Source organism: Egicoccus sp. AB-alg2 (assembly GCF_041821065.1).
Taxonomy (GTDB): domain Bacteria; phylum Actinomycetota; class Nitriliruptoria; order Nitriliruptorales; family Nitriliruptoraceae; genus Egicoccus.
The window spans coordinates 260642-287411 of record NZ_JBGUAX010000004.1 but is presented as its reverse complement, the minus strand read 5'-3'; the positions used below and the strand labels follow the sequence as shown (position 1 = coordinate 287411).

Below are 26770 nucleotides of genomic sequence, written 5' to 3'. Positions count from 1 at the left end.
TCGCCGGGACCTGTGAGCCGACGGTCCGGAGGCGGCCTCAGACTCGGCAGGCGAGGCGGTGGGGACGGCCACGCACGCGTCCGAGCGCCGCCGAGAGACGCTGCCGGAGGATCCCGTCGGCGGCCAGGTGGTCGCTCCCGCGGACGTCCCCGAGCACCTCCGCGACGTCGGCGTGACGCGCCAGCCGACGCAACAGACGGTGCTGGGCCGTCAACGGCAGCACGTCGCCGTCGGGCGCCAGCAGGCGGTGGCGTGAGACGTAGAGGCGGCAGCGGGTGACGCTCACGCCGGTCGACAGGCGAGCGGCGTGGCGCCGGCCGAGCACGACCGACCGGTAGTTGGGCTCCGTGGCGTCCAGGGCCCGGACCTGCCGGGCATCGAGCCACAGCAGGTGCACCCGGGCCGTCGCTCCACGGTGCAGGTGCGGGGCGGCCGGGACGTAGCCGGCCGGGCTGACGTGCGCTGAGTGACCGATGCCCAGATCGCGGACCGTGACCGGCACGATGGGCACCGTGGTCGACACCGCGGCTGCGGAGAACTTGCGGTGCAGTTGCGCGGGTGACGCGTTGGAGCCCACCGCGAGGACGGGGACGCGGTCGCCGGTCGCGGCGAGCCCGGCGTCCGCCAGCACGTCGTCGAGGCACGACGGTCCGCCCGCAGGCGGGGCCGCGACCGCGTCCGGGTGCCTGGCCGGGCCACGCTGCTCGCCCGCGTCGAGGTGCCATCGGCCCGGGCCGCGGGTGCGAGCCGGCCGCAGTGTCCGGACGCGCCCGTCGACGAGCACCACCGCCGACGTCGGCGTGAGCCCCGGGTAGGCACCCGGGTCGATCAGGGCCGGCCGTCCTGGCCGGCCGGCGTCGCCCATGTCGGCTCCGTCACGCGGTCGCCGCGCTGCCGGGCCGGCGGGGACCCCGCGAACGCGCCCGCGAGCGTAGGAGACGCCGCGAACCCCTGCTCAGCCGGTGGTGGGCGCTGCGGACGGGTCCGCCATCGCGACGGCGCTCGCCCCGCTGGTGTCCAGCCGGATCCGCCACTCGGTCTCGCCGTCGCTGCCGCGCAGCACCGGCACGCCGTCCTCGCCTCGCTCCCAGGCCCGCAGTTGGGTTCCGGGCGGCACCTCGTCGAGCGCGTAGGTGGCGGTGTCGTCCGACGGGTTGGAGCTGACGTCCTCGTCGCGCCAGGCGATGGTGCGCAGGCGCGTGCCGTCGGGCCCCCACTCGAGCCACGCGAGCGACTCGCCGTCGGGCGCCCAGACCGGGAACGGCGGGGCGTCCAGCGTGTCGGCCAGGTCGTCGGCCACCTGCAGGCGCCAGGGGAACCAGTACAGGTCGGTGACGTCGTCGCCGTCCACCGTGACGTAGCGCAGCTCGTAGCGGACCCCGTCGACGTCGTCGACGCGGGTCAGCGCCAGCACCGTCTGCCGGTCACGCTCGCCCGGCCGCAACGCGGCGTGCACGAGCTCGCCGTCGGTGGCCGGGTCGGTCGTGGCGACGACTCGTTCCTCGCCACCCGGCTCGCGCAGGATCAGGGCACCGTCCGCGATCCGGACGTCACCCGGGATGGTCACCGCCACGGACGAGCCACCGTCCTGCGGCGAGGCACAGGCCTGCACCGCGAACACCGTCGCCCCGGCCAGCGCGAGCGCCGCCAGCCATCTGCGTCCCCCCACGTGCGTGTCGTTCCTCCCGGGAGAGGCCCGGGCCTTGCCGAGGTCGAGATACGTACGTACCCGCACGTTCAGGGGATCAGACGCCGAACGACCCGGAAATGTTCCGCGCGCTCGCCCACCGCACGAAACGGCGCCCGGTGTGATCCACACCGGGCGCCGTGACGTGCTCGGGTCTCAGCCCTCGGCGATCTCGATCGTGGAGATCACGACGTCCTCGACGGGCTTGTCGCGCGCGTCGGTCTGCGTCGTCGCGATGTCGTCGACGACGTCGAGGCCGTCGATGGCCTTGCCGAAGACCGTGTAGGAGGGCGGCAGGCCCACGTCCTGGTGGCAGACGAAGAACTGCGAGCCGTTGGTGTCGGGACCGGCGTTGGCCATCGCCAGCGTGCCCATCCGGTAGCCGTGTTTGCGGGCCGAGTCGAGCTCGTCGGCGAACCGGTAGCCCGGGCCGCCGGTGCCGGTGCCGGTCGGGTCGCCGCCCTGGATGACGAAGCCCTCGATGACGCGGTGGAAGATCACCCCGTCGTAGAAGCCTTCGCGGGCGAGGAACACGAAGTTGTTCACCGTCGCGGGCGCGTCCTCGGGGTACAGCTTCGCGGTGATGTCACCACGGCTGGTCCGGATCGTCGCGGTGTACGACGTCGCCGGGTCGATCGCGATCTCGGGCGGCGAGCTCCACTGCTTGGCCACGGGGTCTCCTCGATGCGTGGTCGCATGCGTGTCGGAACCGAGCCTACTGGGATGCACCGGGACGGTCGTCGGGGCTCAGGCCTGCTCGACGGTGAACGAGACGATGCGGACCTCGTCGACGGGCCGGTCGCCCTCTTCGGTGGGCTGCCCGGCGATCTGGTCGACGACGTCCATCCCGTCGGCCACGGTGCCGACGACGATGTAGCTGGCGTCGGGCAGCGTGATCGGGTCGCCCTGGACGATGAAGAACTGCGCCCCGGTGGAGTCGGGGGCTTCGGTGCGGGCCATCGCGACGGTGCCGCGGGGGTACTCGACGCCACCGGTCGGTCCCTCGGCGAACTCGGCGGCGGCCGACTCCTCGTCCGGGATGGTGTAGCCCGGATAGGTCTCGCCCTCGGGGTCGAACCCGGCCGCCGTGCACTCCTCCTGGCCACAACCCGTGCCGGCCGGGTCGCCGGCCTGGATCACGAAGTCGTCGATGACGCGGTGGAAGAGCACGCCGTCGTAATAGCCGTCCTCGGCGAGCCCCACGATGTTGGCCACCGCGCCCGGGGCGCCGTCGACGTCGAGTTCGATCGTGATGTCGCCGCAGGTGGTCGCCACGGTGGCGGTGAGGTCGGCGGTCTCGTCGAGGTCGGCCGCGGGCGGGCCGTCGTAGATGCGGCTGTCGACCTCGGGCGCGTCGTCGGCGGGAGGACACGGGTCGACGGCCGGCGCGGCGGCCTCGTCCTCGCCCGGCGGCGACTCCACGTCCTCGATCTCCGGCGCGGGCGGCTCGTCACCGCCCAGGACCAGGCCGGCGCCGACCAGGCCGACGATCAGCAGCACCACCACCACGAGGATCATGATGCGCGAGCGCTGCTGCTTGCGCTGCAGCGCGTCGGCCCGGCGCTTGGCGCGCGCCTTCTCCAGCTGCTTCTGGTGCTGCCGCTTGCTCACCGCGTGCCTCGGACGTCGAACGGCCGGAGGCTATCGCGCCGCGACCCGCGACCGGGACTCCGGTCCCGCAAGGCGTCCCCTGCTGCGCTCAGGCCCGGCCGCGGTTCGCCGCCAGGCGCCAGCAGTGCAGATGCCAGTGGCGGCGGTCGGTGACCAGTCCCTCGGGCCAGGCGACGACGTGCCCCTCCCCCGCCCGGATCGGGTTGCCGCAGTCCGGACACACGTAGTCCTTCGTGGCCCGGAACGCCGGCACGCGCTGCACCTCGTAGCCGTCGAGGTGGGGCAGGAACGGATCGGCCCGGCGCGGGAACACCTCAGCGTTCCACGCCGGTGAGCACGATCAGCAGCGCGAACCCGTCGTCGGTCCCGCCCCAGAGCTCACGGACGACGTCGTAGCCTGCCGCGGCCACCAGCCGCCGCAGCGCCACGACGGCGATCACCGCGTCGTCGATCAGGCCCAGTCCGGGCACGACGTCCGGCACCACGTCGAACGGCATGGCGACATAGGTGGCCGCCGCCGCGGCGAGCACCTTGGTGCGGCGCGGCACCCGCGGATCCCGCGAGAGGTCCCGCAGCAGCCGGGCCAGATCCGGCAGCATCGCCACGGCCTCGCGCCACCAGCCGCGCGGGATGCGCTGACCGGGCGCGAGCCCCTCGGACCCGTCGGCGGTGTTCTCGTCCACCGGCCCTTGGTAGCGGATGTTCAGGTGTAGACGTAGAAGCCGCGCCCGGCCTTGCGGCCGAGGAAGCCCGCGTCGACCATGTGGCGCAGCAGCGGCGCCGGCTCGTAGGACGGCTGGCGGTACTCCTCGCGCAGGCGCTCGATGATCGCGAGCGTCACGTCCAGCCCGACCACGTCCATGAGCTCGAACGGCCCCATCGGGTAGGCCGCGCCCAGCTTCATCGCCGTGTCGATCTCCTCGGCGGTCGCGTAGTGCGACTCGAGCATCTTCACCGCGTCGTTGAGGTAGGGGAACAGCAGCGTGTTCACGATGAAGCCGGCGCGGTCGCCGCACAGCACGCCGACCTTGCCGACGCGGTCCACGAACGCGCGCGCCTGCTCGACGACCCGCGCGTCGGTGCGCACGGTGGTGACGATCTCCACCAGCTTCATGATCGCCGCCGGGTTGAAGAAGTGCAGGCCGACGACCTGGTCGGGCCGGTCGGTCGCCATCGCGCAGTCGATCACCGGCAACGACGAGGTGGTGGTGGACAGCACCGTGTCGGGCTTGAGGTGGGGTGCGAGCTCGGCGAACAGCTCCTTCTTGACGGCGAGGTCCTCGGCGACGGCCTCGATCACGAGGTCGGCCGGCGCCAGGTCGAGCAACTCCGAGGTCGGACGGATGCGCTGCAGCGCCGCGACCATGTCCTCCTCGCTGAGCCGCTCCTTGTCCACCAGCTTCTGCATGGACTTGGCGACCTGCGCGACGACCGCCTCGGCCTTCTCGCGGCTGCGGCCACGCACGACCACGTCGAACCCGGCCTTGGCGCACACCTCGACGATCCCGCCCGCCATCGTCCCGGTGCCGACGACCCCGATCGTCTGCCAACCGGCGATCGTCTGCGGGTCGGCCGGCTCGCGCACGTCGGCGTCGGGCACCACCCGGGAGCTGCCGGGCTGGTCGTAGGTGTAGAAGCCACGGCCCGCCTTGCGGCCGGTGAACCCGGCGGCAGCCAGCTGCGAGAGGATCGGCCGCGGCGCGAAGCGGGTGTCCTGGAACTGGGAGTGGATGGCCTCCATGATCCCGACGAACGTGTCGACACCGACCAGGTCGGTCAACGAGATCGGGCCCATCGGCAGCCCGGCGCCGAAGCGCATGGCCGCGTCCACGTCCTCCTTGGTCGCATAGCCGCCCTCGACCATCCACACGGCCTGGTTGAGGTAGGGGAACAGCAGCTGGTTGGCGATGAAGCCGCGGCGGTCGCCCACCACCACCGGTGACTTGCCGATGGTCTGCGCGAACGCGCTGGCGGTCTCCACCACCGCTTCGTCGGTGACGACCGTCCGCACCAGTTCGATCAACTTCATCACGGGTGCGGGGTTGAAGAAGTGGAACCCCAGCACCCGGTTGGGGCGGCGGGTGTGGACGGCGATGTCCATGACCGGCAGCGACGAGGTGTTGGTGGCGATGATCGCGTCGGGCCGCGCGACGGCGTCGATGCGGTGGAACGTGTCCTGCTTTATCTGCAGGACCTCGGGAACGGCCTCGATGACGAGGTCGCAGTCGCCCAGCGACTCCCACTCGGTGTCGCCGTGGATGCGCCCGAGGATCGCGTCACGCTCGGGCTCGTCGAGGCGGCCGCGTTCGATCTGGCGGTCCAGCGAGGCGCGGATGCGGATGAAGCCGCGGTCGACGGCCGCGCCGTCGATGTCGATGAAGGCCACCTCGAAGCCGTTGCGGGCCACGATCTCCGCGATGCCCGAGCCCATCGTGCCGCACCCGACGATGCCGACCTTGCGGATCTCGCTGACGACCTGGTCCGACATGCGCGCGCCTCCTCGAGTCGTCGCCGCCGGTGCGCCGACGTGTTGCTGCGAGCCTAGGACCCGCCGGGGGGTCGTCACCAACCGGCGTCGGTACCGTCGTGCCGGGCCCTGATGCCGTCAGGCCGGCTCGCCGTGGACCCGCCGGCCCCGTAGCCACGTCCCGGCCACCTCGACGTCACCGAGCTCGCGCGGCGGGACGCGCAGCACGTCCTGCGCGGTCACCACGAGGTCGGCGCGCTGGCCGAGCGCGATCGTGCCCGCCTCGGCCTCGTCGCCGGCCTGGTGTGCGGTCCCGGCGGTGTAGGCCCGCAGCGCGGCGTCCAGTCCGATCCGCTCGTCGGGCAGGAAGACCTCGTCGCCGGCCGCACCGGCGCCGGGCGCTTCACCGGGGACCTGGCGGGTGACCGCGACCGCGATGCCGTCCAGCGGCTCGTGGGAGGACACCGGCCAGTCGCTACCGAACGAGACGTGGGCGCCGTCGCGGACCAGCGAGCCGATCGGGTACTGCCAGCGGGCACGCTCCGGGCCGAGTCGCGGGACGGTCAGGTCGCGCATGATCTCGTTGTCCTGGGCCCACAGCGGTTCGAAGTTCGCCACGACGCCCAGCCGGCGGAAGCGCGGCAGGTCGTCGGGATGGACCAGGTGGGTGTGGGCGATCACCGGTCGACGGTCGCGGGGCCCGTTGCGGCGGGCGACCGCGTCGATCGCGTCCAGCGCCATGCGGATGCCCGCGTCACCGATGGCGTGCAGGTGCAACTGGAAGCCGGCGGCGTCCATCGCCGCGGCGGCCTGCGTGAGCTCGTCCGCCGTCCAGTTGCTGATGCCGTGGTCGTGGGCGTCACCGCACCCGTGCCCGTCCAGCGGCAGGTAGGGCTCGAGCAGTGCCGCCGTGCCGCCCTCGATGACCCCGTCGACGAAGAACTTGACGGTGGTGGCCGTGACACGGCCACCCGGAACGCCGTCACGGCGCCGGGCCGCCTCGTCGGCGGCCGCGCGGGCACGCACCGCTTCGAACGCCGCGACCTGGTCGACCCACCCGTCGGGCTCCACCTTGCAGGCGAGGTCGAGGTCGGCGCGCATGCCGCCGGCTTCCGCGATCCGCCGGTAGGCGTCCAGCATCGCGGGCACGCACCAGGCGTCCTGGCCGAACACGAGCCCGGCGCTGACCATCCGCTGCAGCCCGACCTCCAGGCCGCGGGCCTCCTTCTCCACGCCGCGTGGCGGGATGTGGGCCTCCAGCAGGTGCTCGGCGTCCTCCAGCAGCGTGCCGACCGGGTGCCCGTCGGCGTCGCGCACGATCGTGCCGCGCGGCGGGTCGGCGGTCGCGGCCGTGATGCCGGCGACCTCCAGGGCGCGGGTGTTGACCCAGACCATGTGGTGGTCGGAGGACCACAGCGCGGCCGGCCGCTCGGCGACGACCCGGTCGAGCAGCTCGGCACGACCGACCCCGCCGGGCAGGATCTCCGGCGGATAGCCCCAGCCGAGGATCCACGGTGTGTCGGCGGGGTCTGGGTGGTCGGCCACGAACGTGCGCAGCCGCGCGAGCACCTCGTCGACGTCGACGCTGTCGACCAGGTCACAGTCGAGCGTCTCCGCGCCACCGTTGAGCGGGTGCAGGTGCCCGTCCCGGAAGCCCGGCAGTAGGCTGCCCTCGCGCAGCGCCACCACCTCGGTCCCCGGGCCGCGCCACGAACGGGCGTCCGGCCCCAGGGCGACGATGCGGCCCTCGGCGACGGCCACGGCGTCGGTCGGTGCGTCCGTGCCGGTCCAGATCGACGCCCGACGCGGGTCCTCGACGACGAACAGCACCTCGGCGGTCCCGGCTCTGCCCATTCGCCACCTCCTCGACCCGGCGGACGCTAACGCGGGGACCTAGTCTCGGCGGCATCGAGCTACGGGAGAACCTGGCGATGGCGGCGCGCGGTCCGAAGGTGTTGAGCGTCGTGCTGGCGGGAGGCGAGGGCAAGCGCCTGTACCCGCTGACCCGGGACCGGGCGAAGCCGGCCGTGCCGTTCGGCGGCAACTACCGGCTGGTCGACTTCGCGCTCTCCAACCTCGTCAACTCCGGCTACCGCCGGATCGTGGTGCTGACCCAGTACAAGAGCCACAGCCTCGACATGCACCTGGCCAAGACCTGGCGGATGTCGACGCTGCTGGGCAACTACGTCTCGCCCGTGCCGGCGCAGATGCGTACGGGCAAGTCGTGGTTCCAGGGCTCGGCGGACGCCATCTACCAGAACATGAACATCATCCGCGACGAGCGACCCGACTACATCTGCGTGTTCGGCGCGGACAACCTCTACCGCATGGACGCCGAGCAGATGGTCGAGGGTCACATCGCCTCGGGCGCCGGGGTGACGGTCGCGGCGCTGCGGGTGCCGGTCGAGCAGGCCTACGCGTTCGGGGTGATCGAACCGGGCGACGACGGCCGCATCCGCGCCTTCCACGAGAAGCCGTCGGACGCCAAGGGTCTGCCCGACGATCCCCACAGTGTCTACGCGTCCATGGGCAACTACGTCTTCACCACCGAGGCGCTGATCGACGCGCTGAACCTCGACGCGGCCGACGCGGCGTCCGCCCACGACATGGGTGGCAACATCATCACGATGATGGTCGAGCGGGGCGATGCCGCCGTCCACGACTTCGTCCGCGACAACGACGTCCCGGGCTCCACCGACCGCGACCGCGGCTACTGGCGCGACGTCGGGACGATCGACGCGTACCACTCGGCCCACATGGACCTGATCTCCGTCCACCCGATCTTCAACCTGTACAACCTCGACTGGCCCATCTACTCCTGGCACGACCCGCTGCCACCGGCGAAGTTCGTGTTCGACAGCGAGGACCGCCGCGGCGTGGCGACCGACTCGATGGTGTGCTCCGGCGTGGTGGTGTCGGGTGGCGCCGTCCGCGGCTCGGTGCTCTCCCCCGGGGTCCACGTCCACACCGGATCGCTGGTCGAGCGCTCCGTGCTGTTGCACGGCGTCGACATCGGTCGCGGGGCGGTCGTACGCAACGCCATCGTCGACAAGAACGTCCACATCCCGCCGGGCACCCGCATCGGCGTCGATCGCGAGGAGGACGCGGCCCGGTTCCACGTGTCCGACGGCGGCATCGTGGTGATCGGCAAGGACGACCGCGTGCCCGGCCCCGACGAGGCATGACGCGCCCGCCGGCCACGACCGCCCGTTCACCGCTTCCTCGTCCCCTAGGAGCGCAGCCGTGAGCCCTGCCCCCCGCGTCGGCCTGCTGACCAAGGAGTACCCGCCGGAGGTGTACGGCGGCGCCGGTGTCCATGTCGCCGAGTTGGCCCGCGCCCTGGACGGGCTGGTCGACGTCGAGGTGCACTGCTTCGGCGAGCCCCGCGAGGATCCGCTGGTGGCGGGCACCTACCGGGAGTGGGACGCGTTGAAGGGTGACGCGCCCGAGCTGGCGGCGCTGCGGACCATGTCGGCCGACCTCGCGGTCACGGCGGGCGTCGCCGGGGTCGACCTCGTGCACAGCCACACCTGGTACGCGAACCTCGCCGGGCACCTCGCGAAGCTGGTGTACGGCGTCCCGCACGTGGCGACGACCCATTCGCTCGAGCCGTTGCGGCCGTGGAAGCGCGAGCAGCTCGGTGGCGGCTACGCGCTGTCGAGCTTCTGCGAACGCACCGCCCTGGAGCACGCCGACGCCGTCATCGCGGTGTCACAGGGCATGCGAGACGACGTGCTGGCCTGCTACCCGGCGGTCGACCCCGCCCGGGTGCACGTGGTCCACAACGGGGTCGATCCGGTGGGCTGGCACCGCGTCGAGGGAACCGCCACGCCCGACGCCTTCGGGATCGACCGCGCCCGCCCCTATGCCGTGTTCGTGGGCCGCATCACGCGCCAGAAGGGTGTCACGCACCTGTTGGACGCCGCGGCACGGCTCCCGGCCGGCAGCCAGCTGGTGCTGTGCGCCGGGGCGCCCGACACCCCGCAGATCGCCGAGGAGTTCCGCACGCGCGTCGCGGAGCTCGAGCGGGCACCCGTGGACGTGGTGTGGATCGAGGAGATGCTGCCGCGCGAGCGGCTGCTGGAGGTGCTGTCGCACGCGGCGGTGTTCGTCTGCCCGTCGATCTACGAGCCGTTCGGCATCGTCAACCTCGAGGCGATGGCGTGCGAGCTGCCGGTGGTGGCCAGCGCCGTGGGCGGCATCCCGGAGATCGTGGTTCCGGGCGAGACCGGCTGGCTCGTGCCCTTCGAACCAGGCGGCGACGAGCTGGGCAGCCCGGCGGATCCAGGCGCGTTCGCGGACGCGCTGGCCGAGCGGATCGTCGCCTGCCTGGACGACCCGCAGGCGGCCGCGGCGATGGGTCGCACCGGTCGTGCCCGGGTCGAGGAGCGCTTCAGCTGGCGCGCGATCGGCCAGGCCACTGCGGACCTCTACCGTTCGCTGCTGACGTAACCGCTGCGCCGCGCTGCCCGGGGCGAGATGGAACACGCGCGACCGCCTGCCCGAGTGGTCCGGGGCAGGCGGGAAGCAGATGGGGTGCGCGGTGGAGTGCCGGTGGTCATCGCCGACTGGAGTTGCGGGCGGCGCAGACCGATGGGCAGGCGGATTCCGCCCGCAGCAGCGGGGTCAGGCGGTGAGTGGATGTCGCCGTAGCGGCGGGTCCGAGGTCGCGCGGCGGCGGCCGCGTCTGACGGTGACGGTCCCGTCGCGGGTCATGTCGAGTTGCCAGCGGCCTTCGGTGACGGCGGTGTGATGCCGGCGGCAGACCGCGACCAGGTTGTGCACCACCGTGTGTCCGCCGTGTTCGCGCGGGATCACGTTGTGCAGGTCGGTCCAGGCGGCCGGCATCCGGCAGCCCGGGAACCGGCAGCCCTGATCGCGGGCCAGCACCGCCTGACGCAGCCGGGCCGGGATCGACGCGGTCGGGGCGCTGATGCCCAGCACCTCGTGCCCGTCGGTCAGCACGAACTGCAACCGGCAGTCATCCGCCAGCCGCCGCAACGCCAACGGGGTCAGCGCCGGCGGCGCCCCGGGCAGCCGCCACAACAGCCGCGCCCGCCGCGCAGCCTCGGAGTCACCGACCAGCGACTGGATGTCGGTGACCACCACCATCGACGGGCGGGCACGCACCATCGTGCCGTCGGCCCGGTGGCCGGACAGGAACACCTCGGCCAGCTTGACGAACGCATCCGCCAACTGCCGGCCCCGCGGCCGATCGAACCCCTCACCCAGCGGATCCGACACGTCGCCGTCACCGTTCGTGGCGTCCGGGTTGCCGATGGCGGAGGATTCGTCGGTGTCGCCGCGAGCGCTGCCGGCGTCGCTGCAGGTGTCGTCGGCCGGGTCGGGGTCGAGCGCGTCACGGGTCACGTCCCGGTCACCGGTGGGCGGTGCGGCGGCGGCTTCGAGCGCCTCACGGAGCAGCGCCCCGTCGGTGGCCGGGAACGCGAACGAACCGCGTACGCCGCCTTCGAGGTCGGGTTGGACGTGCAGATAGCGCCGCTCGACCCGCCGGACGCTGCGGGCCTGTTCGAGGTCTTCGCGCAGCCGGCCGGCCGCGACCCGCATGTGGTCGACCAGCTCGTCGGCCTGCAGCCGCCGTATCTCGTCGAGATCGGCAAACCGCTGGTCGAGCTCAGCCCGCAGCGCGACCGTCAACGGGCCGGCTTCGCACACGATCGCGCGGACCTGCCCCCACCCCAGCGCACCCGCATGGAACGCGGCCCTGACGTTGGGCATACAGGCCAGCACGTCCCGGACCGTGTGCAGGAACCGCCGGTCCCCGAACGTGGCCTTGGACTGCAACGCCAGCAGCCCCTCCAACGGCAACCCGGCACGCCGTTCGGCCAGCGACCCGGCCTCGATCCGGTCGACCAGTTCGACCACGGCGGCCTGGCAGGTGTCAGCAGTGGCGAGCAGTTCCAGCAGCCCGGCCAGCTCCCCGTTACCAGTCACGGCCCGGTCGGCCGCCAACACCCGGACCCGTTCCACCGCGGCGGCCGCGTGCCGGATCGCCAGGCGCAGATCCCCACCATCGGTGTGGCCGGGCACCGGAGCGGCGTCGATCGTGTAGTCCGGGGCGTGTTCGCGGGCGACGGCGTGGGGCCGCCGTGCCGCCCGCCGGTAGCGCTCACGCGGCCCACCGATGGGCACCGCGGTGTGGGTGCTGGTCGGGGTGGCGGGGGGCGTGGGCATGGTGCGTATTGTATGTGGCGGGTTGGTGATTCAGCGGCTGGATCTGCGGTTCCTTGTGGATTCGTCGGTCAGCGTTCCGCAGCCTGCAGCACCGCACGACCAACACGGCTCGACCCCGTTCCCGCTTCACGCCAGCGTGGGGTGAGTCGGCTTCGAGTGGTCAGGCGAGAAGTCGGACGGGGTCGTCGAGGCGAACCGCTCCCGTACGGACCACGTCCGCGACGGCACCGAGGCAGGCGCGGTTGACGCGCCCGATGGTCCCGAGCAGTCCCGGGGCAGCGGACACCTCTTTCTGCGACTGCTCCACCATCACGCAGCGGGGCATCGGTTCGCGGATGCTGACCACGACCTCGTCGCCGATGGCGAGGTTCCGGCCCACCCAGGCGTCCTCCACGAGACCTTCCGCCGCGCCGACGTCGACCAGCAGGTTCGCACGCAGACGCAGCGTCGTCACCGGAGCGCGTTGCCGCTCGGCGACGGCCGCGATCGAGGCCGTCGTGACGAGATGGAGCGGCCCCTCGTCGAAGTGGGAGACGTCCGCCTCGGCCAGCAGGCGAACCGGACGCCCGACGTGGTCCGACAGCGCCTCGTCGACGTGTGGGTCGTCAGCGGCCAGGAGCCGACCGTCGGGGAAAGCGACGACGGGCGTCAGATCCTGGGCGTAGCTGGCCGCGAGGTGCAGCAGTCCGTCCATCCTCTGGAACCGGCGGGTCGTCTTGCTGCTGCCGAACTTGCCGTCGGAGTCGGTGACCGCCCAGCGGCGGTCACCGACGACACCGCGCCGCTCGATCCTGGCGGTGGCGAGCACCTCGCCGGCCATCGACTTGACGGGATAGCGCCGAAGTTCCGCGACCGAGCCGACCTTCTGCATCGTCACCCTCCAACCGGCTTCCCACTACGACGTGTTCGACCGCGCCTCACCGGCCGGTGACGTCGCCCTGCAGGTACAGCTTCAGGCCTTGATGGGTGACCGTGAACCCGAGCGACTCGTAGAACGCGAGCGCGTCTGGCCGTTGCACGTTCGTCGTCAGTTGGACGAGGTGGCAGCCACGGCGTCGCGCCTCCTCGATGGCCCAGTCGAACAGGACACGACCGAGCCCGGTGCCGCGTCGAGCCGAAGCGATACGCACGGCCTCGATCTGGGCTCGCCAGCCCCTTCGGAACGTGAGGTGGGGCAGGAAGCTCAGCTGCAGGCACCCCGCCACGTGCCCGTCGTCCGCCTCGAGCACCACCAGGCGATGGTTGCGGTCACTTTCGATGGCGTCGAAGGCGGCCCAATAGCCCTCGTCGAGGGGGTGTTCGGTCGACTCGCGTCGGCGTCCGAGGTCGTCGTCCGCGAGCAGCGCGACGACGTCCGGGACGTCGTCCCGGGTGGCTTCGCGGATCAGCACGCGAACCCTGTCTCCTGTCCCGTTCGGCCCGACCGTAGTGCGAGGTCATGTGCGTTGCGTGGGCGCTGCATCGCGGATCTCCGAGCGTGACCGGAAACCACCGACTCGCCGACCCGTCGGACGCCGCGGCGGTCAGTCCTGCAGCGTGGCGAGCTTCTCGGCGAGGTCGTCCGGCGGACGGATGGGGCGCCCCGCCGGGTCGGTCGCCGACGAGCGGACCTCCGCCTCGGCGATCACCTCGCCGTCGTCGTCGAGGAGGCGCTGCGACCACCAGGACGACGCGCGACGCAGCTCCTTGATGCCGGTCTGCACGGTGAGGGTCTGCCCGGCCCGCGCGGCACGGCGGAACCGGATCCGCAGTTCCACGACGACGAGGTGCACGCCGCGTTCGGCCAGCACGGACGGGCCGAACCCGAGCGCGTCGAGCAGTTCGATGCGGGCCGTCTCGAAGTAGTTGGCGTAGACGCCGTGGTTGACGTGCCCGTTGGGGTCGAGCTCGTGGAACCGGACCTTGATGGTCGTGGAAGCACTCATGCCTGGGCCGCCACGGGGGCCCCCGTCGGCGCCGGGACCCGCGCCGGCTCGAGGCGGACCACCACCGACTTGGACGTCGGGGTGTTGCTGGTTCGCGCGGTCGAGTCGAGCGGGACGAGCACGTTCGTCTCCGGGAAGTAGGCGGCAGCACAGCCACGGGCGGTTGGGAACGCCACGGTACGGAACGCCTCGGCGCGCCGTTCGACGCCGTCGCTCCACTCGCTGACGAGGTCCACCACCTCGCCGTCGGCGAGCCCGAGCTCTGCGAGGTCGTCGGCGTGAACGAACACCACGCGGCGACCCTGCTTGATGCCGCGGTAGCGGTCGTCGAGCCCGTAGATGGTGGTGTTGTACTGGTCGTGGCTGCGGATCGTCTGCAGCAGCAGCCGACCGGGCGGGACCCGCAGCACCTCGAGTTCCGTGACCGCGAACTGGGCACGGCCGGTCTCGGTCGCCAGCTCGTCGGCGCCGTCGCGGGCGGCATTCGGCAGCAGGAAGCTGCCGAGCGTGCGCAACCGGCGGTTGAAGTCCTCGAAGCCGGGCACGACGTTGGCGATGTGGTCGCGGACCCGGTCGTAGTCGTCGACGAACCCCGCCCAGTCGATGCCGTGCCGGTCCCCCAGCGTGGCCTGGGCGATGCCGGCGAGGATCGCCACCTCGGAACGCAGCTGCTCGGAGGCCGGCGGCAGACCACCGCTGGACGGGTGCACCAGGCTCATGGAGTCCTCGACCGTCACCATCTGCGGACCGCTGGCCTGCACGTCCAGCTCCGGACGGCTGAGGGTGGGCAGGATCAGCGCCTCGCGACCGACGACGCCGTGCGAGCGGTTGAGCTTGGTAGAGACCTGCACGGTCAGCGCGGCGTTGGCCATCGCGGCCTCGGTCGCGGCGGTGTCCGGTGACGCGCCGACGAAGTTGCCACCGACGGCCATGAACACCTTGGCGCGGCCGTCGCGCAGCGCACGGATGGCGTCGACGACGTCGACCCCGTGGTCTCGTGGCGGGGTGAACCCGAACTCGCGCTCCAGGGCGTCGAGGAAGGCCGGCGACGGCTTCTCGTAGATGCCCATCGTGCGGTCGCCCTGGACGTTCGAGTGCCCACGGACCGGACACACACCGGCGCCGGGCCGGCCGATGTTGCCGCGCAGCAGCAGGAAGTTCACGATCTCCTTGATCGTGTCGACGGCGTTGCGGTGCTGGGTCAGGCCCATCGCCCAGCACACGACGATCCGCTTCGCACGCAGTACGTCGGCCAGGGTCGCGGCGATCTCCTCACGCGTCAGGCCGGTCGCCGCGTCGACCTCGTCCCAGTCGAGGCGGCGGGCGGCTTCGGCGAAGGCCTCGAACCCGGCGGTGCGGGTCGCGAGGAACTCGTGGTCGAGCACGGTGCCGGGCGCGTCGGCCTCGGCCTGCAGCAGCCCGGCGTTGAGCGCCTTGAAGAGGGCCAGGTCACCGTTGAGCCGGATCTGCAGGTAGCGATCGGTCAGCGGCGTCCCCCGACCGAGCAGCCCGGTGGCGGTCTGCGGGTTGTCGAAACGCAGCAGGCCGGCCTCCGGCAACGGGTTGACCGTGATGATGCGGGCGCCGTTCTGCTTCGCCCGCTCGAGCGTCGACAGCATCCGCGGATGGTTGGTGCCGGGGTTCTGCCCGACGACGAAGATCAGGTCCGTGTCCTCGAGGTCGTGCAACTGCACGGTCCCCTTGCCGACGCCGAGCATCTCCGTCAGCGCGGCCCCCGACGACTCGTGGCACAGGTTGGAGCAGTCGGGCAGGTTGTTGGTCCCGAAGGCGCGGACGAACAACTGGTAGACGAACGCCGCCTCGTTGGACGTGCGCCCGGAGGTGTAGAAGACCGCCTCGTCCGGTGCGTCGAGCGCCCGCAGGTGCGACGCGATCAACCCGAAGGCGTCGTCCCAACCGATCGGTTCGTAGTGGTCGCTGCCGGCGCGCTTGACCATCGGTTCGGTGAGGCGGCCCTGCTGACCCAGCCAGTGCTCGGACTTCTCGCGCAGTTCGCCGACGGTGTGACGGGCGAAGAAGTCCCGGTCGACCCGCCGCCGCGTCGCCTCGTTGGCAACCGCCTTGACGCCGTTCTCGCAGAACTCGGCCAGGTGACGCCGCTCGGGCTCCGGCCAGGCGCAGCCGGGACAGTCGTAGCCGTCGACCTGGTTCAACTTCGGCAGCGTCCGGGCGGCGCGGGCAAGGCCCATCTGGTCACGGGCGTGACGAAGCGACCACGCCACCGCGGGCAACCCGGCCGCGGCGGTCTTCGGCGGACCCACCTCGAGCCGCTCGTCACCCTGGTCCTCCACCGGCGGACGACGTCCCACGCGCGCTCCTTCCTGGCACCACCCCGACAGTGTCGCCGGTCGGACACCAGCATGCACACCGGGCGACTGCACGCCCGGAGCCCGTCCCCGGTCACCGCAACGGCCGGCGGCCGTCCCCGGTCACCACACGGCCGGCGGCCGTCCCCAACCACCGCTCCCGATCGCGCCGGTGCGCGGCGTGCAGGGTGATGTCGCAAACCTGCTGGACCGGCGCCCGCCGACCACGCATCCTCGCGGCCATGTACGAAGACACCGAGCGCTGTGTACGGGCTGTGCAGTCGAAGGACGCACGGTTCGACGGGTGGTTCTTCACGGCCGTGCTGACCACCCGGATCTACTGCCGGCCGAGCTGCCCCGTGGTCGCGCCCAAGCCGCACAACATGCGCTTCTATCCCACCGCGGCGGCCGCCCAGCAGGCCGGCTTCCGCGCGTGCAAGCGGTGCCGGCCCGACGCGAGTCCGGGGTCGCCGGCGTGGGACCATCGGGCCGACGTGGTCGCGCGGGCGATGCGTCTGATCGGCGACGGGGTCGTGGATCGTGAGGGCGTGCCCGGTCTGGCCGCGCGCCTGGGCTACAGCCCGCGCCAGATCCAGCGCCACCTGCAGGCCGAGGTCGGGACCGGTCCCCTGGCACTGGCGCGGGCGCAGCGGGCCCAGACCGCCCGTCTGCTGATCGAGACCACGGACCTGGCGCTCACCGACGTCGCTTTCGCGGCCGGGTTCGGCAGCGTGCGCTCCTTCAACGACGTGGTCCGCGAGGTGTTCGCCCTCTCGCCCCGCGAACTGCGTGCACGGGTGCGCCGTGGCGCCGCCACCGCCGGCTCCGGCACCGTGGCCCTGCGCCTGCCGTTCCGGCGGCCGTTGTGCCCCGACAACCTGTTCGGTCACCTGGTAGCGACCGCCGTCCCGGGCGTCGAGGAATGGCGTGACGGGGCCTACCGGCGCACGCTGCGGCTGCCCCACGGACCCGGCGTCGTCGCACTGCGGCCCGCGGAGGACCACGTCGCCTGCGAGTTGCGCCTGAGCGACTTCCGCGACCTGGGTGCCGCCATCGCGCGCTGCCGACGCCTGCTGGACCTCGACGCGGATCCGATCGCGGTCGACGAACACCTCGCGTCGGATCCCGCCCTGGCCGACGAGGTCGCGGCCGCACCCGGTCGGCGCGTGCCCCGCAGCGTCGATGCCGAGGAACTGGCGATCCGTGCGGTGCTCGGCCAGCAGGTCTCCACGGCGGCCGCCGCCACCCACGCGGGCCGGCTGGCGGCACTGGCCGGTGAAACGGTGGCGGATCCCGACGGTGGCCTCACGCACCTGTTCCCCTCGGCCGAGACGTTGTCGGCACTGCCCGACGACGTCTTCCGACTGCCCGCCGCTCGCATCGCCGCCCTGCGCGGTCTGGCCGCCGCCCTGGCCGCGCGCACGATCGACCTCGGCCCCGGCGCCGACCGCGCCGCCGCACGCGAACAGTTGCAGGCGCTGCCGGGGCTCGGCCCCTGGACCGTCGAGGTGATCGCGATGCGCGGGCTGGGCGACCCGGACGCGTTCCTGCCCGGCGACCTCGGCGTCCGCCTGGCGGCGGAGCGGTTGGGCCTGCCCGCCTCGCCTGCCGCGCTGGTGCGCCGGGCCGAGGCCTGGCGGCCGTGGCGCGCCTACGCCGTGCAGTACCTGTGGGCGACCGGGGACCACGCCGTCAACCGCCTGCCCGTCACCGCCGCCTGAGCGCCCTACCCTCGATCCTGGAACGGAGCCCGTCATGTACCACGGCATCGTCGACAGCCCCCTCGGGCCCATCACGCTCGTCTGCGACGGCGAGTCGCTGGTCGGCTGCTACCTCGAGCAGCAGCGCCACCGCCCCGCCGAGACGGACTTCGGCGTCCGCGACGACCACGTGGTCGCCGAGGCCGCCGCCCAGCTGTCGGAGTACTTCGCCGGTGAGCGCCGGACCTTCGACCTGCCGCTGTCGTTCGCGCGCGGGACCGACTTCCAGCAGCAGGTGTGGCGGGCCCTGTGCGAGATCCCGTACGGCGAGACGGTCTCCTACGGCGAACTGGCCGCGCGCATCGGGCAGCCGACGGCGTCCCGGGCGGTGGGCCTGGCCAATGGCCGCAACCCGATCGGGATCATCGTGCCCTGCCACCGCGTGGTCGGCGCCAACGGCACACTGACCGGGTACGGCGGCGGCCTGGGCCGCAAGCAGCAGCTGCTCGACCTCGAACGCGGACACGCCCAGCTGTCGCTGGTCTGACCCCGCACGCCGCCCCTCGCCGCGCCAGACCGGTGGAGCGGGCGGGTCTCACGCCCCGTGGGCCAGCGCCTCCCCGGTGATGGGGTCGAACAGGTGCACGTCGCGGTGCCGGACGCCGAGCTCGACCGCTTCGCCCAGGACCGGCCCCGGCGCCGGCACGACGGCCAGGACCGCCCCCGCCGGCGTGTCGAGGGTCACCTCGACGCCGTGGCCGACGAACACGGCGCGGACGACCCGGCCCGCCGTTCGGCAGGCGTGGGTCACGCGCGCCGGCTCGAGCGCCGTGGGTCGGATGCCGACGAGCAGCGGCAGGCCCGCGAGGTGCCGGACACGTGGACCGCCCACGACGGTCAGACGGGCCGCGTGCGGATCGGCACGGTCGTCCACGAGACCGGGCAGCAGGTTCATGGGCGGCTCACCGACGAAGCCGGCGACGAAGGTGTCGGCCGGCCGCGCGTACACCACGTCGGGCCGGTCCACCTGCCGGAGCCGCCCACTGTCGAGGACGGCGACGCGCTCGCCGACGGCGCTGGCGATGCGCTGGTCGTTGGTCGCCAGCAGCATGGTGACGCCGTAGCCGTTCTGCACCGCCACCAGCTCCCGGGCGAAATCCTGCCGGCGGTGGGCGTCGAGGCGTGCGAACGGCTCGTCGAGGAGCAGCGCCCGCCCGCGCCGGACGAGTGACCGGGCGAGCGCGACGCTGCTGCGCTCGCCGGCGGCCAGCTGGTTCGGTCGGCGCGGGAACAGGTGGCGGATCGCGAAGGCCCGTCCTTCGGCGCGCGTCCGTTCCTCGACTTCCTCCCGTGGGCGACGGCGCAGCACGAGCGGGAACCCGACGTTGTGCTCGACGTCGAGGTGCGGCAGCAGCGGTGCGTCCTGTGGCACGTAGACCACGTCGCGGGCCCCGGGGGGCGCGTGCGTGACGTCGTCGCCGCCCAGACGGACGGCACCGGCCGCGGGCGTCGCGAGACCGGCGACACACCGCAGCAGGGTGGTCTTGCCGGCCCCGGAGGGGCCGACGAGCGCGACCCGCTCGCCAGCCCCCACACGCAGGTCGACGTGGTCGAGCAGTACCGCACCGTCGCGGTCGACGGTGAGCCCGTCGAGCTCCAGCGTGTCCATGCCGGCAGTGTCCCCGGGCGGGCCGCCCGACGCCATGGCCGAGGTCGCGCCGGCGCTCGGCCCGCCGGGACGACACGTCCGGCGTCCGCGGGACACGAGCCGGCGGTCAGTGCGAGCGGTCCCGTACGGGGTGCAGCCACCGGAACGCCACGCACGCGTCGAGGCTGGCGGCCAGCCCCTCGCGATAGGTCGGGTACTGCGGCGCGATGCCCAGCTCGGGCCACAGCGCACCCGGATCGACGGGCAGCGACAGGTTCCAGCTGCGCACCGTGTCGACGGTCTGGAGCGCCGGTCGACGGCGGATGGCGGTCACCGGCGCCAGCAGCCCGGTGCCGGCCAGCGCCAGCGTTTCGGGTGCGCGCACGATCCGCAGGTCCGGCATGGCCTCCGCGAGGAACCCGAGGACGTCGTCCCAACCGGCGGGTTCGGCGTCACCCACGGCGCTCGCGCCCTGCCACCCGAGCTCGGCGGCCCGGACGAGGACCCGCGCCGCGTCCGCCACGTGCAGGTGCGCGTACGGCCGTGAGCCGCGGCCGGGGACCAGCAGCAGGCGTCGGTGCACACGGCCGAAGAGCTGGTCGGTGGGACCGTAGACGTGTGGCAGCCGGACGTTGGCGACGTGCATTCCGCGGGCCCTGCCCAGGGCGGCCAGCCTGCGCTCGACGAAGAGCTTCACGCGGCCGTAGTCGACGACCGGCGCGGGCGGCGTCTCGGCGGTGATGAGCTCGTCCGTCGGGCCGTGCACCAGCAGCGACGAGGCGAACACGAACTTCCGCACCCCGGCGTCGGCGGCGGCCTCGGCGAGGTCCCGGGTGCCGTGCACGAACGTGTCGATCAGCTTGCGCGCCGGTTCGAACACCGCCCGCCCCGCGAGGTGGATCACCTCGTCGCAGCCCTCGACGGCGCGCCGCAGCGAGGCGGGCGAGCGCAGGTCGGCGTGCACGAGGTCGGCGTCGAGGTTCGCGAGCAGCGGCCCGCGGGCACGCCGCCGGACCAGCAGCCGCGGGCGACGGCCGGCCTGGGCGAGCTGGCGCGCGACCTCGAGTCCGATGAAGCCGGTCGCGCCGGTCACGAGCGTCGTCATGGCGGAAGGACCGCTTTCGATCGGCGTCACAGGAGATCCGGAGCCGACCGCCCCCACCGGATGGTCGGGTGACCGGGTCGTGAGGTGGGGGGTCAGGTCCGCACACCGGTCTCGACGCCCGGCGACGGCCCGCGGCGGCGCGGCACTACGCTGCGGTCGTGAGCGAGCGACCGACGTATGCCATCACCTCGGTCGACCACGCCCTGCAACTCGCACGCCTGCTGCAACGCGAGGGCTCGCTCGGCGTCCGGGACGCCGCCGCCCACCTCGCCGTCTCACCCTCGACGGCCCACCGACTGCTCGCGATGCTCGTCTACCGCGAGTTCGCCGAACAGGGACCGGATCGTCGCTACTACCCCGGCCCGGTCCTGCAACGCACGCCGCACGCCGCCGCGGCGGTGGCCGTGTTGCGCCAGGCGGCGCGGCCACACATGGTCGCGCTCGTCAACCAGGTCGGCGAGTCGGCGAACCTGACCATCCTGGCCGGTACGGCCGTGCACTTCGTCAGCACCGTGGAGTCCCCGCAGCCGCTTCGTGCCGGCGACCGCACGGGCGCGTCGCTGCCGGCGCACCGGACGTCGGGCGGCAAGGCGATGCTGGCGTCGCTGCCACCGGCCCAGGTGGAGGCCGTCTACGCCGGCGTCACGGACGTGGACGTCACCGCGTTCCTCGCGGAACTCGAGCAGGTCAGGAGGCACGGCTACGCCATCAACGACCAGCAGACCGAGACCGGGCTGAGCGCCATCGGTGTCGCCGTGCGCCTCGTGGGGGACACGGCCTCCGCGGCGCTGTCGCTGGCCGTGCCCAGCGTGCGCTTCCACCCGTCCCGGCTGGGTGATTGGTCCGCGGCCCTGTGGCGGACGGCCGACGCCATCGAGCGTGAGGTCGCCCGCGCCGGCATCGGCCGGCTCACCGAGTGAGGCGTCTCGCGCGCGAGACCGTACGACGTCAGAGCCACGGCCCGAGGGCGGCGCCGTCCTGACGTCCGGTCAACCAGGCGGCCAGCGTCGCCGCCTCTCCGCGCCCGAGCCGGAACGCGACCACGTCCTCGACCAGGGCCCGGTTGAGGTCGTCGGACAGGTCGTCGAACCGGAGCCCGGCACCCAGGTCGACGGCGTGGACGGCGACCTCCCGGGTGCGCAGCCACGGGATCGCGGTCGCCCGCACGGTGCGGCCGCGGGCGGTGCGCACCTCGGCCTGCCACTGGTCGTCGTCGAGGCCGTCCAGGTCCTCGTCCAGGGCCTGTGCCGACTCCTGCACCAGCGTGCGCAGCACCGCCACCGGCTCCGTCGCCGTGGTCCGGATGTCATGGTCGCGCTGTTCGGCGCTGGTGTACATCGGAGTCTCCACACCGGTCCGCGCCCAGGCGACGAGGTTGCGGAGCGCCAGCGCGTTGTGGTGGACGTGCGCGACGACCTCACGCGGCCGCCAGTCCGGCAGCCGCGAGGGACCGTCCCAGGCGTCGTCGGGAAGCGATTCCACGGCACGCAGGAACGTCGCGGTCCCCTCCTCCAGGAGCCCTCGGACGTCGTTCATGCCTTGCGGACCTCGTTGCGGCACCGCCCGAGGTGTTCGATCTCGGTGACCAGGACGTCGCCGTCCTGGAGGTAGCGCGGCGGCGTGCGGGCGTGGCCCACGCCGCCGGGCGTGCCCGTCAGCACGAGATCGCCCGGACGGAGCGTCACGATCTGCGACACGTATTGCACCAGCGCCACCGGGTCGAAGACGAGTTCCGAGGTCCTCGCCTCCTGCACGACCTCGTCGCCGAGGATCGTCCGGAGGCGGAGGTCGGGTGCGACGCCTCCGGGCACCTCGTCGGGCGTGACCAGCACGGGCCCGACCGGCGTGGTCGCCTCGAACGTCTTGCCCTGCAGCCACTGCTTGGTGCGGTACTGCCAGTCCCGGGTGGTGACGTCGTTGGCGACCGTGAAACCGGCGATCGCCGCCGCCGCGGCCTGCTCGTCGGCGCGCCGTACCGCCCGTCCGATCACGACCGTGAGCTCGCCCTCCCAGTCGACGGCCGCCGACTCCTCCGGGAGCACGAGCGGGTCGTATGGACCGATCAGCGACTCCCGGAACTTGGCGAACAGCGTCGGGTGCTCGGGGAGGTCCCGGCCCATCTCGCGGATGTGCGGCGCGTAGTTGAGCCCGACGCAGACGATCTTGCCGGGGTCGGGCACCAGCGGGGCGAACGCAGCGTCCCGGCCGAGCGTGTCCCCGTCGCGGCCGGCTCGCGCCTCCCAGTCCGGATCGGCCAGCAGGGCGCCCACGTCGGTCACGCCGAGGTCGATCCGGTCGTCGCCGTCGAGGCGGACGGCCCGTGTGCCGTCGCTGGTGCGGATGGTGGCCAGCCTCACTGGGCGTTTCCTTCGATCTCGGCCCGGTCCATCCCCAGCCGTTCGAGGATCGGGGCGTCGCTGAAGCGGAACAGGTCGATGCCGTCCTCGGTCTCGGCGGTCAGCGGCTGCCACGAGGGCACCACGAACAGGTCGCCACGCTCGACGTCCCAGGTGGTGTCACCGACGGTGATCCGCCCGGTGCCGTCGAAGACCTGGAAGACCGACGAGCCGGCTTCCCGCCGCGTGGCGGTTCGCGTGTCCCGGGCGAGACGGTGGAACTCGGCCCGCAGCGTGCGCATGACGTCACCGCCGGTGGTCGGGTTCACGTAGCGGATGGCCGCGTGGCCCGGCTCGATCGTCGCCGTGTAGCCCTCGTCCTCGAGTGCCAGCTGCTCGTCGAGCGCCCGGTTCGTGTACTCCCACCGGTAGGCCAGCAGCGGGGAGTTCGGCGTCGGCTGCACGTTGGTGAGCGGACGCAACCCCGGGTGGGCCCACAGCCGCTCGGCGCGCGAGTACTCCGGGGCTTCGCGGGACTCGACCTCGTCCGGGCCGAACTCGAAGAAGGTCGACTCCACGTAGCGGGCGAAGGGGATGTCGAGCCCGTCGATCCAGGCCATGGGCGACGTGCTGAGGTTGTGGTGGCCGTGCCAGTGCCAGCCCGCCTGCGGCAGGAAGTCACCGCGCCGCATGCCCACCGGGTCGCCATCCACGACCGTCCAGACCCCTTCGCCCTCGACGACGAACCGGAAGGCGTGCTGGGTGTGGCGATGGACGGGCGCGTCTTCGCGCGGGTTGAGGTACTGGATGGCGGCCCACAGGGTCGGCGTGGCGAACGGGCGGCCGCCGAGCCCCGGGTTGGCGAGCGCGATCGCGCGCCGTTCGCCGCCCCGCCCGACCGGCACGAGGTCGCCCGCCTGCTCGGCGAGGGCGACGAGATGCTTCCAGCGCCAACGGTGGGCGACGGCGTTCGAGACCGGCGAGAACGGCATGAGGTCGCCGATCTCGGTCCACAGCGGCACCAGCAGCTCGGACTCGAAGCCGCGGTAGAGCTCCTCGAGCTGCGGCGTCCGGTCCGGCTGGTCCGGCGCGTCGACGGCCTGCAACTTCACGGGCGATTCGACGGTGCTCATCACACTGCCCTCGTGGGTCGCGGGGCTCTGACGTCATCCACGCTATGCCAGGCTTCCCCGAAGCGGAACGGTCTGTTCCGCCAGTCAGAACGGCCGGCGGCGGGAGGTAACGGTTGCGGCGTTGACCTGCGACGTCAACGCGTCGGTGTGACGCCAGATCAGCACCGATGCGTGTCCGGCGTAACAGAGCGGTGCGCGCGTCACACAGCCCGGGGAGGGTCGAGGCAACCTCGATGTCGAGCCGGTGACGCATGGTCGAGCCACCGACGCACCGGTGCCCCGCTGGGCCGACCGTGCGTCGCTCGTCCGACCCAGTGCCGACGGTTTGGCGCGCGGTCCGGCCCGGACGTCGCCACGCCGGGAACCTGGCCATGCTCAGGGAGTGGGCGGACGCGCGGTTCGCCCCCGCAGTCGGCATGCTCGAAACCTGGCCATCGTCAGGGAGTGGGTGGGCGCGCTGGCACATGGTCGCGTGACCAACAGGGCGGAACCGCCGTAGGTGCACGACGCCTGTCGCCGCTGGGACCTCAACGGCCGCCGTACGGTCTGGCGCCTCGACATCGACACCTGCCGCCGAGCTCAACGCCAGGTGAAGGGCGGCTCGCTGACCATGCCGTCCCCGACCGGCTCCGCCCGGTCCAGGAGGAGGTCACGGAACCGCTGCAGGATCTCGCCGGTCGGCGCGAACACCGCCGTACCCAGGATCGGGAACCCGCCCCCGCCGGCCTCGACCCGCGACGCGGCGATCGCGGCCAGCGGCAGCCGGTAGACCTCGGCGACCTCGCCCGGATCGGGGGTCAGCACGGCGGCCGGGTCGTCGACCCAGACCACGACGGGGACGATGCGGAAGCCGGAGCGGGTCACGACGGCCGGGAGCCGGCCGAGCACGTCGCCATGGCCGGTCACGAGCCCCAGCTCCTCCTCGAGCTCGCGGCGGGCGGTCTCCTCGACGGTCTCCCCTGCTTCCGTCTTGCCGCCGGGCAGGCCGTACTGGCTCGCGTGCGTGCGCAGCCCCGTGGAGCGGAGGATCATGGGCACCTCGGCGTCCCCGTCGCGACCGCGGACCACGGCGAGGGCGACCGCGGCCCCGGCGTAGTCCCGTCCGTGGAGGACGACGTCGTCGGCGCCGCGGTCGTCGTCGCGCAGGGCCGCCACGAGCCGGTCGCGTAGCGTCCGCCCGTGTCGGTAGCGGGGACGGTCGCGGGCGTCCACGGGGCTCGTCGACCCGCCGAGCACACGCAGCGTGTGGCGGACGTCACGGACCGGGTCGTCACCAGTCACCGGCAGGACCACCGGGACCCCGCCGACCGCGCGCACGGCCTCGAGCCGCGCGGCCAGGCGCTGCTCGGTCACGTACAGGCCGTCGACGAGCCGGTGCGAGAGCTGCTCTGGCGCCTCGCGCAACCGCCCGTCCGCGCGGAGGCGTGCCACCGTCTCCACGTCCTCGCCGAACCCCAGCCGCTCGAAGTGTCGCGCGTAGGCGGGGGCGGTGGCGTAGGAGACGAGCTCGCGCCGGACCCGCTGCTCGGCGTCCGGCGCGGCGCGGAACCAGACGTACACCAGCAGCCGGCGGTCCTCGGGTGGGACGGGCAGTGCGTCGGGCGGCGTGTGGTTGACGATCACGCCGTCCGTCTCCGCGAACGCGAGCTCGGTCATGCGCGGGCCCATCGCACCGAGCAGCACCCCCACCCGGGGGCCGAGGGGCCAGGCGAGGCGGAACGAGCCCCGCCGTTCCCCGTCGAGCACGGCGCGCAGCGTCCGCAGCCGGGCTCGGGTCTCGTCCCGTCCGGGCGTGTGGCTGACGCCGTGCCAACCCGCCACGACCGCCGGCGTGGACACGCCGACGCCCAGCAGGAACGGGGCGTCGGCGACGTCGGCGACCGTCGTGGCGGCCATCGCCATGGCCGGTTCGCTGCGCGATCCCAGGGGCACGACCCCGGTACCCAGGCGCGTTCCGGGACGCCTGGCGGCCACGGCCGCGAGCAGCCCGAAGGCCTCCACGCCGCTGACCTCCGTGGCGAGGACCGGCCCGTCGAGCGCGTCGGCGGCCTCGCCGAGCAGCTCGACCGCCACGCGCGGCGGCACGGCGAGTCCGCCGGGGAGCGCGAAGCCGGTGTCGGGCGGCATCAGCCCGCAGCGGTCGCGCCGGCGCGGGCCCGGAGCTGCTGCAACCGGACGCTGCCGCGTGCGACCGGCTCGCCGTCACGTGCCCGGGTCAGCACGACGTCCCACCACTGCAGGTGCCCGACCTCGTCGACGAGGCTGGCCACCGCGTCGATCCGGCCCGTCCGGTGGGGCCGCAGGAACTCGGTCCGGTTGCTGACGCCGACCACCTCGCGTCCCGCCGTCGCGACGCGGAGGGCGGCACCCCAGGACGCCAGGGTCTCCACGACGGCGCACCAGACGCCACCGTGCACGATGCCGGCGTTCTGCCAGTGTTGCGGTCCCGGCTCGAGGTGACCCACGATGCGGTCGCGCGCGAACTCGTCGAACCGCAGCCCCAGCGTCTCGCGCACGAACGTGTCGTGTCCCAGGCCCGACACGTCGGGACGGTGGACGACCTCGCCGGCCTCCAGTCGCCGCGCGAGTACCGCCAGCGCGGACAGCGGTTGCTCCATGGTCGCCTCCTCGGCTCA

Annotated in this window: 25 protein-coding genes; 5 read left to right on the top strand and 20 right to left on the bottom strand. The window is 73.0% G+C overall.

What is annotated here, in order from left to right:
* Positions 1–37: 37 nt before the first annotated feature.
* The 8 genes from ACERM0_RS08885 to ACERM0_RS08850 all read right to left on the bottom strand — a co-directional run bounded on the left by ACERM0_RS08885 (position 38) and on the right by ACERM0_RS08850 (position 7619).
* Complete coding sequence (locus ACERM0_RS08885; protein WP_373678216.1) at positions 38–865, bottom strand: hypothetical protein; 828 nt, start codon at positions 863–865, stop codon at positions 38–40.
* Positions 866–955: 90 nt separating this feature from the next.
* Positions 956–1669, bottom strand: coding sequence for a hypothetical protein (locus ACERM0_RS08880; protein WP_373678215.1), 714 nt, complete (start codon positions 1667–1669; stop codon positions 956–958).
* 174 nt (positions 1670–1843) lie between these two features.
* Positions 1844–2359 carry a peptidylprolyl isomerase gene (locus ACERM0_RS08875; protein WP_373678214.1) on the bottom strand — a complete coding sequence of 172 codons (516 nt, stop codon included), beginning with the start codon at positions 2357–2359 and terminating at the stop codon, positions 1844–1846.
* Positions 2360–2434: 75 nt separating this feature from the next.
* The gene (locus tag ACERM0_RS08870; protein ID WP_373678213.1) at positions 2435–3298 is read right to left on the bottom strand and encodes a peptidylprolyl isomerase; all 864 of its coding nucleotides are present in this window, start codon (positions 3296–3298) and stop codon (positions 2435–2437) included.
* Positions 3299–3386: 88 nt separating this feature from the next.
* Positions 3387–3611 (bottom strand): hypothetical protein, encoded by a 225-nt coding sequence (locus tag ACERM0_RS08865; RefSeq protein WP_373678212.1) that lies wholly within the window; start codon positions 3609–3611, stop codon positions 3387–3389.
* Between the two features lies 1 nt (position 3612).
* On the bottom strand, positions 3613–3981 hold the full coding sequence (locus ACERM0_RS08860; protein ID WP_373678211.1) for a YkvA family protein: 369 nt from the start codon (positions 3979–3981) through the stop codon (positions 3613–3615).
* Between the two features lie 20 nt (positions 3982–4001).
* Positions 4002–5786, bottom strand: coding sequence for a 3-hydroxyacyl-CoA dehydrogenase family protein (locus tag ACERM0_RS08855; RefSeq protein ID WP_373678210.1), 1785 nt, complete (start codon positions 5784–5786; stop codon positions 4002–4004).
* 117 nt (positions 5787–5903) lie between these two features.
* Positions 5904–7619 (bottom strand): amidohydrolase, encoded by a 1716-nt coding sequence (locus tag ACERM0_RS08850; RefSeq protein ID WP_373678209.1) that lies wholly within the window; start codon positions 7617–7619, stop codon positions 5904–5906.
* Between the two features lie 77 nt (positions 7620–7696).
* Between ACERM0_RS08850 and glgC the strand changes: the two genes are divergently transcribed.
* Together glgC and glgA are read left to right on the top strand one after the other, a co-directional pair.
* Positions 7697–8950, top strand: a complete 1254-nt coding sequence (glgC, locus tag ACERM0_RS08845) for a glucose-1-phosphate adenylyltransferase (RefSeq protein ID WP_373678208.1) — start codon at positions 7697–7699, stop codon at positions 8948–8950.
* A gap of 58 nt (positions 8951–9008) precedes the next feature.
* The gene (gene glgA / locus ACERM0_RS08840) at positions 9009–10217 is read left to right on the top strand and encodes a glycogen synthase (protein ID WP_373678207.1); all 1209 of its coding nucleotides are present in this window, start codon (positions 9009–9011) and stop codon (positions 10215–10217) included.
* 174 nt (positions 10218–10391) lie between these two features.
* Here the strand turns inward: glgA and ACERM0_RS08835 are convergent, their stop codons facing one another.
* The 5 genes from ACERM0_RS08835 to ACERM0_RS08815 all read right to left on the bottom strand — a co-directional run bounded on the left by ACERM0_RS08835 (position 10392) and on the right by ACERM0_RS08815 (position 16215).
* Positions 10392–11960, bottom strand: a complete 1569-nt coding sequence (locus tag ACERM0_RS08835; protein ID WP_373678206.1) for a hypothetical protein — start codon at positions 11958–11960, stop codon at positions 10392–10394.
* Positions 11961–12120: 160 nt separating this feature from the next.
* The gene (locus ACERM0_RS08830) at positions 12121–12831 is read right to left on the bottom strand and encodes an MOSC domain-containing protein (RefSeq protein ID WP_373678430.1); all 711 of its coding nucleotides are present in this window, start codon (positions 12829–12831) and stop codon (positions 12121–12123) included.
* 46 nt (positions 12832–12877) lie between these two features.
* A complete protein-coding gene (locus ACERM0_RS08825; RefSeq protein ID WP_373678205.1) occupies positions 12878–13351 on the bottom strand; it encodes an N-acetyltransferase family protein in 474 nt (157 codons plus the stop codon).
* Positions 13352–13483: 132 nt separating this feature from the next.
* On the bottom strand, positions 13484–13885 hold the full coding sequence (locus ACERM0_RS08820; RefSeq protein WP_373678204.1) for an acyl-CoA thioesterase: 402 nt from the start codon (positions 13883–13885) through the stop codon (positions 13484–13486).
* Positions 13882–16215 (bottom strand): FdhF/YdeP family oxidoreductase, encoded by a 2334-nt coding sequence (locus ACERM0_RS08815; RefSeq protein ID WP_373678203.1) that lies wholly within the window; start codon positions 16213–16215, stop codon positions 13882–13884. The genes ACERM0_RS08820 and ACERM0_RS08815 overlap by 4 nt, the downstream gene beginning before the upstream one ends.
* Before the next feature lie 239 nt (positions 16216–16454).
* Between ACERM0_RS08815 and ACERM0_RS08810 the strand changes: the two genes are divergently transcribed.
* Positions 16455–17933, top strand: a complete 1479-nt coding sequence (locus ACERM0_RS08810) for a DNA-3-methyladenine glycosylase 2 family protein (protein ID WP_373678202.1) — start codon at positions 16455–16457, stop codon at positions 17931–17933.
* Positions 17934–17967: 34 nt separating this feature from the next.
* Positions 17968–18459, top strand: coding sequence for a methylated-DNA--[protein]-cysteine S-methyltransferase (locus tag ACERM0_RS08805; protein WP_373678201.1), 492 nt, complete (start codon positions 17968–17970; stop codon positions 18457–18459).
* A 48-nt stretch (positions 18460–18507) separates the two neighbouring features.
* On the opposite strand, the gene ACERM0_RS08800 is transcribed toward ACERM0_RS08805, so the two are convergent.
* Together ACERM0_RS08800 and ACERM0_RS08795 are read right to left on the bottom strand one after the other, a co-directional pair.
* Positions 18508–19581, bottom strand: a complete 1074-nt coding sequence (locus ACERM0_RS08800; RefSeq protein WP_373678200.1) for an ABC transporter ATP-binding protein — start codon at positions 19579–19581, stop codon at positions 18508–18510.
* A gap of 106 nt (positions 19582–19687) precedes the next feature.
* Positions 19688–20665, bottom strand: a complete 978-nt coding sequence (locus ACERM0_RS08795) for an NAD-dependent epimerase/dehydratase family protein (RefSeq protein ID WP_373678199.1) — start codon at positions 20663–20665, stop codon at positions 19688–19690.
* A gap of 158 nt (positions 20666–20823) precedes the next feature.
* On the opposite strand from ACERM0_RS08795, the gene ACERM0_RS08790 reads away from it, so the two are divergent.
* Entirely contained in the window at positions 20824–21585 is a 762-nt protein-coding gene (locus tag ACERM0_RS08790; RefSeq protein ID WP_373678198.1) for an IclR family transcriptional regulator, read from the top strand.
* Between the two features lie 28 nt (positions 21586–21613).
* Here ACERM0_RS08790 and ACERM0_RS08785 read toward each other — a convergent pair whose 3' ends face one another.
* From ACERM0_RS08785 to ACERM0_RS08765, 5 genes are all read right to left on the bottom strand, one after another.
* A complete protein-coding gene (locus ACERM0_RS08785; RefSeq protein ID WP_373678197.1) occupies positions 21614–22201 on the bottom strand; it encodes a maleylpyruvate isomerase N-terminal domain-containing protein in 588 nt (195 codons plus the stop codon).
* Positions 22198–23022: a fumarylacetoacetate hydrolase family protein gene (locus tag ACERM0_RS08780; protein ID WP_373678196.1), complete on the bottom strand. Its 825-nt coding sequence runs from the start codon at positions 23020–23022 to the stop codon at positions 22198–22200. Before ACERM0_RS08780 ends, ACERM0_RS08785 begins: the two co-directional genes overlap by 4 nt.
* The gene (locus ACERM0_RS08775; RefSeq protein ID WP_373678195.1) at positions 23019–24134 is read right to left on the bottom strand and encodes a cupin domain-containing protein; all 1116 of its coding nucleotides are present in this window, start codon (positions 24132–24134) and stop codon (positions 23019–23021) included. Before ACERM0_RS08775 ends, ACERM0_RS08780 begins: the two co-directional genes overlap by 4 nt.
* A 579-nt stretch (positions 24135–24713) precedes the next feature.
* Positions 24714–26261: an LLM class flavin-dependent oxidoreductase gene (locus ACERM0_RS08770; protein WP_373678194.1), complete on the bottom strand. Its 1548-nt coding sequence runs from the start codon at positions 26259–26261 to the stop codon at positions 24714–24716.
* On the bottom strand, positions 26261–26752 hold the full coding sequence (locus tag ACERM0_RS08765; protein WP_373678193.1) for a PaaI family thioesterase: 492 nt from the start codon (positions 26750–26752) through the stop codon (positions 26261–26263). Before ACERM0_RS08765 ends, ACERM0_RS08770 begins: the two co-directional genes overlap by 1 nt.
* Positions 26753–26770: the final 18 nt, after the last annotated feature.

Coding starts and splice junctions, on each gene's coding strand:
- ACERM0_RS08855 (WP_373678210.1), bottom strand. CDS start 5,786: ATGTCGGACCAGGTCGTCAGCGAGATCCGCAAGGTCGGCATCGTCGGG.
- ACERM0_RS08820 (WP_373678204.1), bottom strand. CDS start 13,885: ATGAGTGCTTCCACGACCATCAAGGTCCGGTTCCACGAGCTCGACCCC.
- ACERM0_RS08830 (WP_373678430.1), bottom strand. CDS start 12,831: ATGCAGAAGGTCGGCTCGGTCGCGGAACTTCGGCGCTATCCCGTCAAG.
- ACERM0_RS08785 (WP_373678197.1), bottom strand. CDS start 22,201: ATGAACGACGTCCGAGGGCTCCTGGAGGAGGGGACCGCGACGTTCCTG.
- ACERM0_RS08775 (WP_373678195.1), bottom strand. CDS start 24,134: ATGAGCACCGTCGAATCGCCCGTGAAGTTGCAGGCCGTCGACGCGCCG.
- ACERM0_RS08805 (WP_373678201.1), top strand. CDS start 17,968: ATGTACCACGGCATCGTCGACAGCCCCCTCGGGCCCATCACGCTCGTC.
- ACERM0_RS08810 (WP_373678202.1), top strand. CDS start 16,455: ATGTACGAAGACACCGAGCGCTGTGTACGGGCTGTGCAGTCGAAGGAC.
- ACERM0_RS08885 (WP_373678216.1), bottom strand. CDS start 865: ATGGGCGACGCCGGCCGGCCAGGACGGCCGGCCCTGATCGACCCGGGT.
- glgC (WP_373678208.1), top strand. CDS start 7,697: ATGGCGGCGCGCGGTCCGAAGGTGTTGAGCGTCGTGCTGGCGGGAGGC.
- ACERM0_RS08770 (WP_373678194.1), bottom strand. CDS start 26,261: ATGCCGCCCGACACCGGCTTCGCGCTCCCCGGCGGACTCGCCGTGCCG.
- ACERM0_RS08835 (WP_373678206.1), bottom strand. CDS start 11,960: ATGCCCACGCCCCCCGCCACCCCGACCAGCACCCACACCGCGGTGCCC.
- ACERM0_RS08765 (WP_373678193.1), bottom strand. CDS start 26,752: ATGGAGCAACCGCTGTCCGCGCTGGCGGTACTCGCGCGGCGACTGGAG.
- ACERM0_RS08850 (WP_373678209.1), bottom strand. CDS start 7,619: ATGGGCAGAGCCGGGACCGCCGAGGTGCTGTTCGTCGTCGAGGACCCG.
- ACERM0_RS08800 (WP_373678200.1), bottom strand. CDS start 19,581: ATGGACACGCTGGAGCTCGACGGGCTCACCGTCGACCGCGACGGTGCG.
- ACERM0_RS08795 (WP_373678199.1), bottom strand. CDS start 20,665: ATGACGACGCTCGTGACCGGCGCGACCGGCTTCATCGGACTCGAGGTC.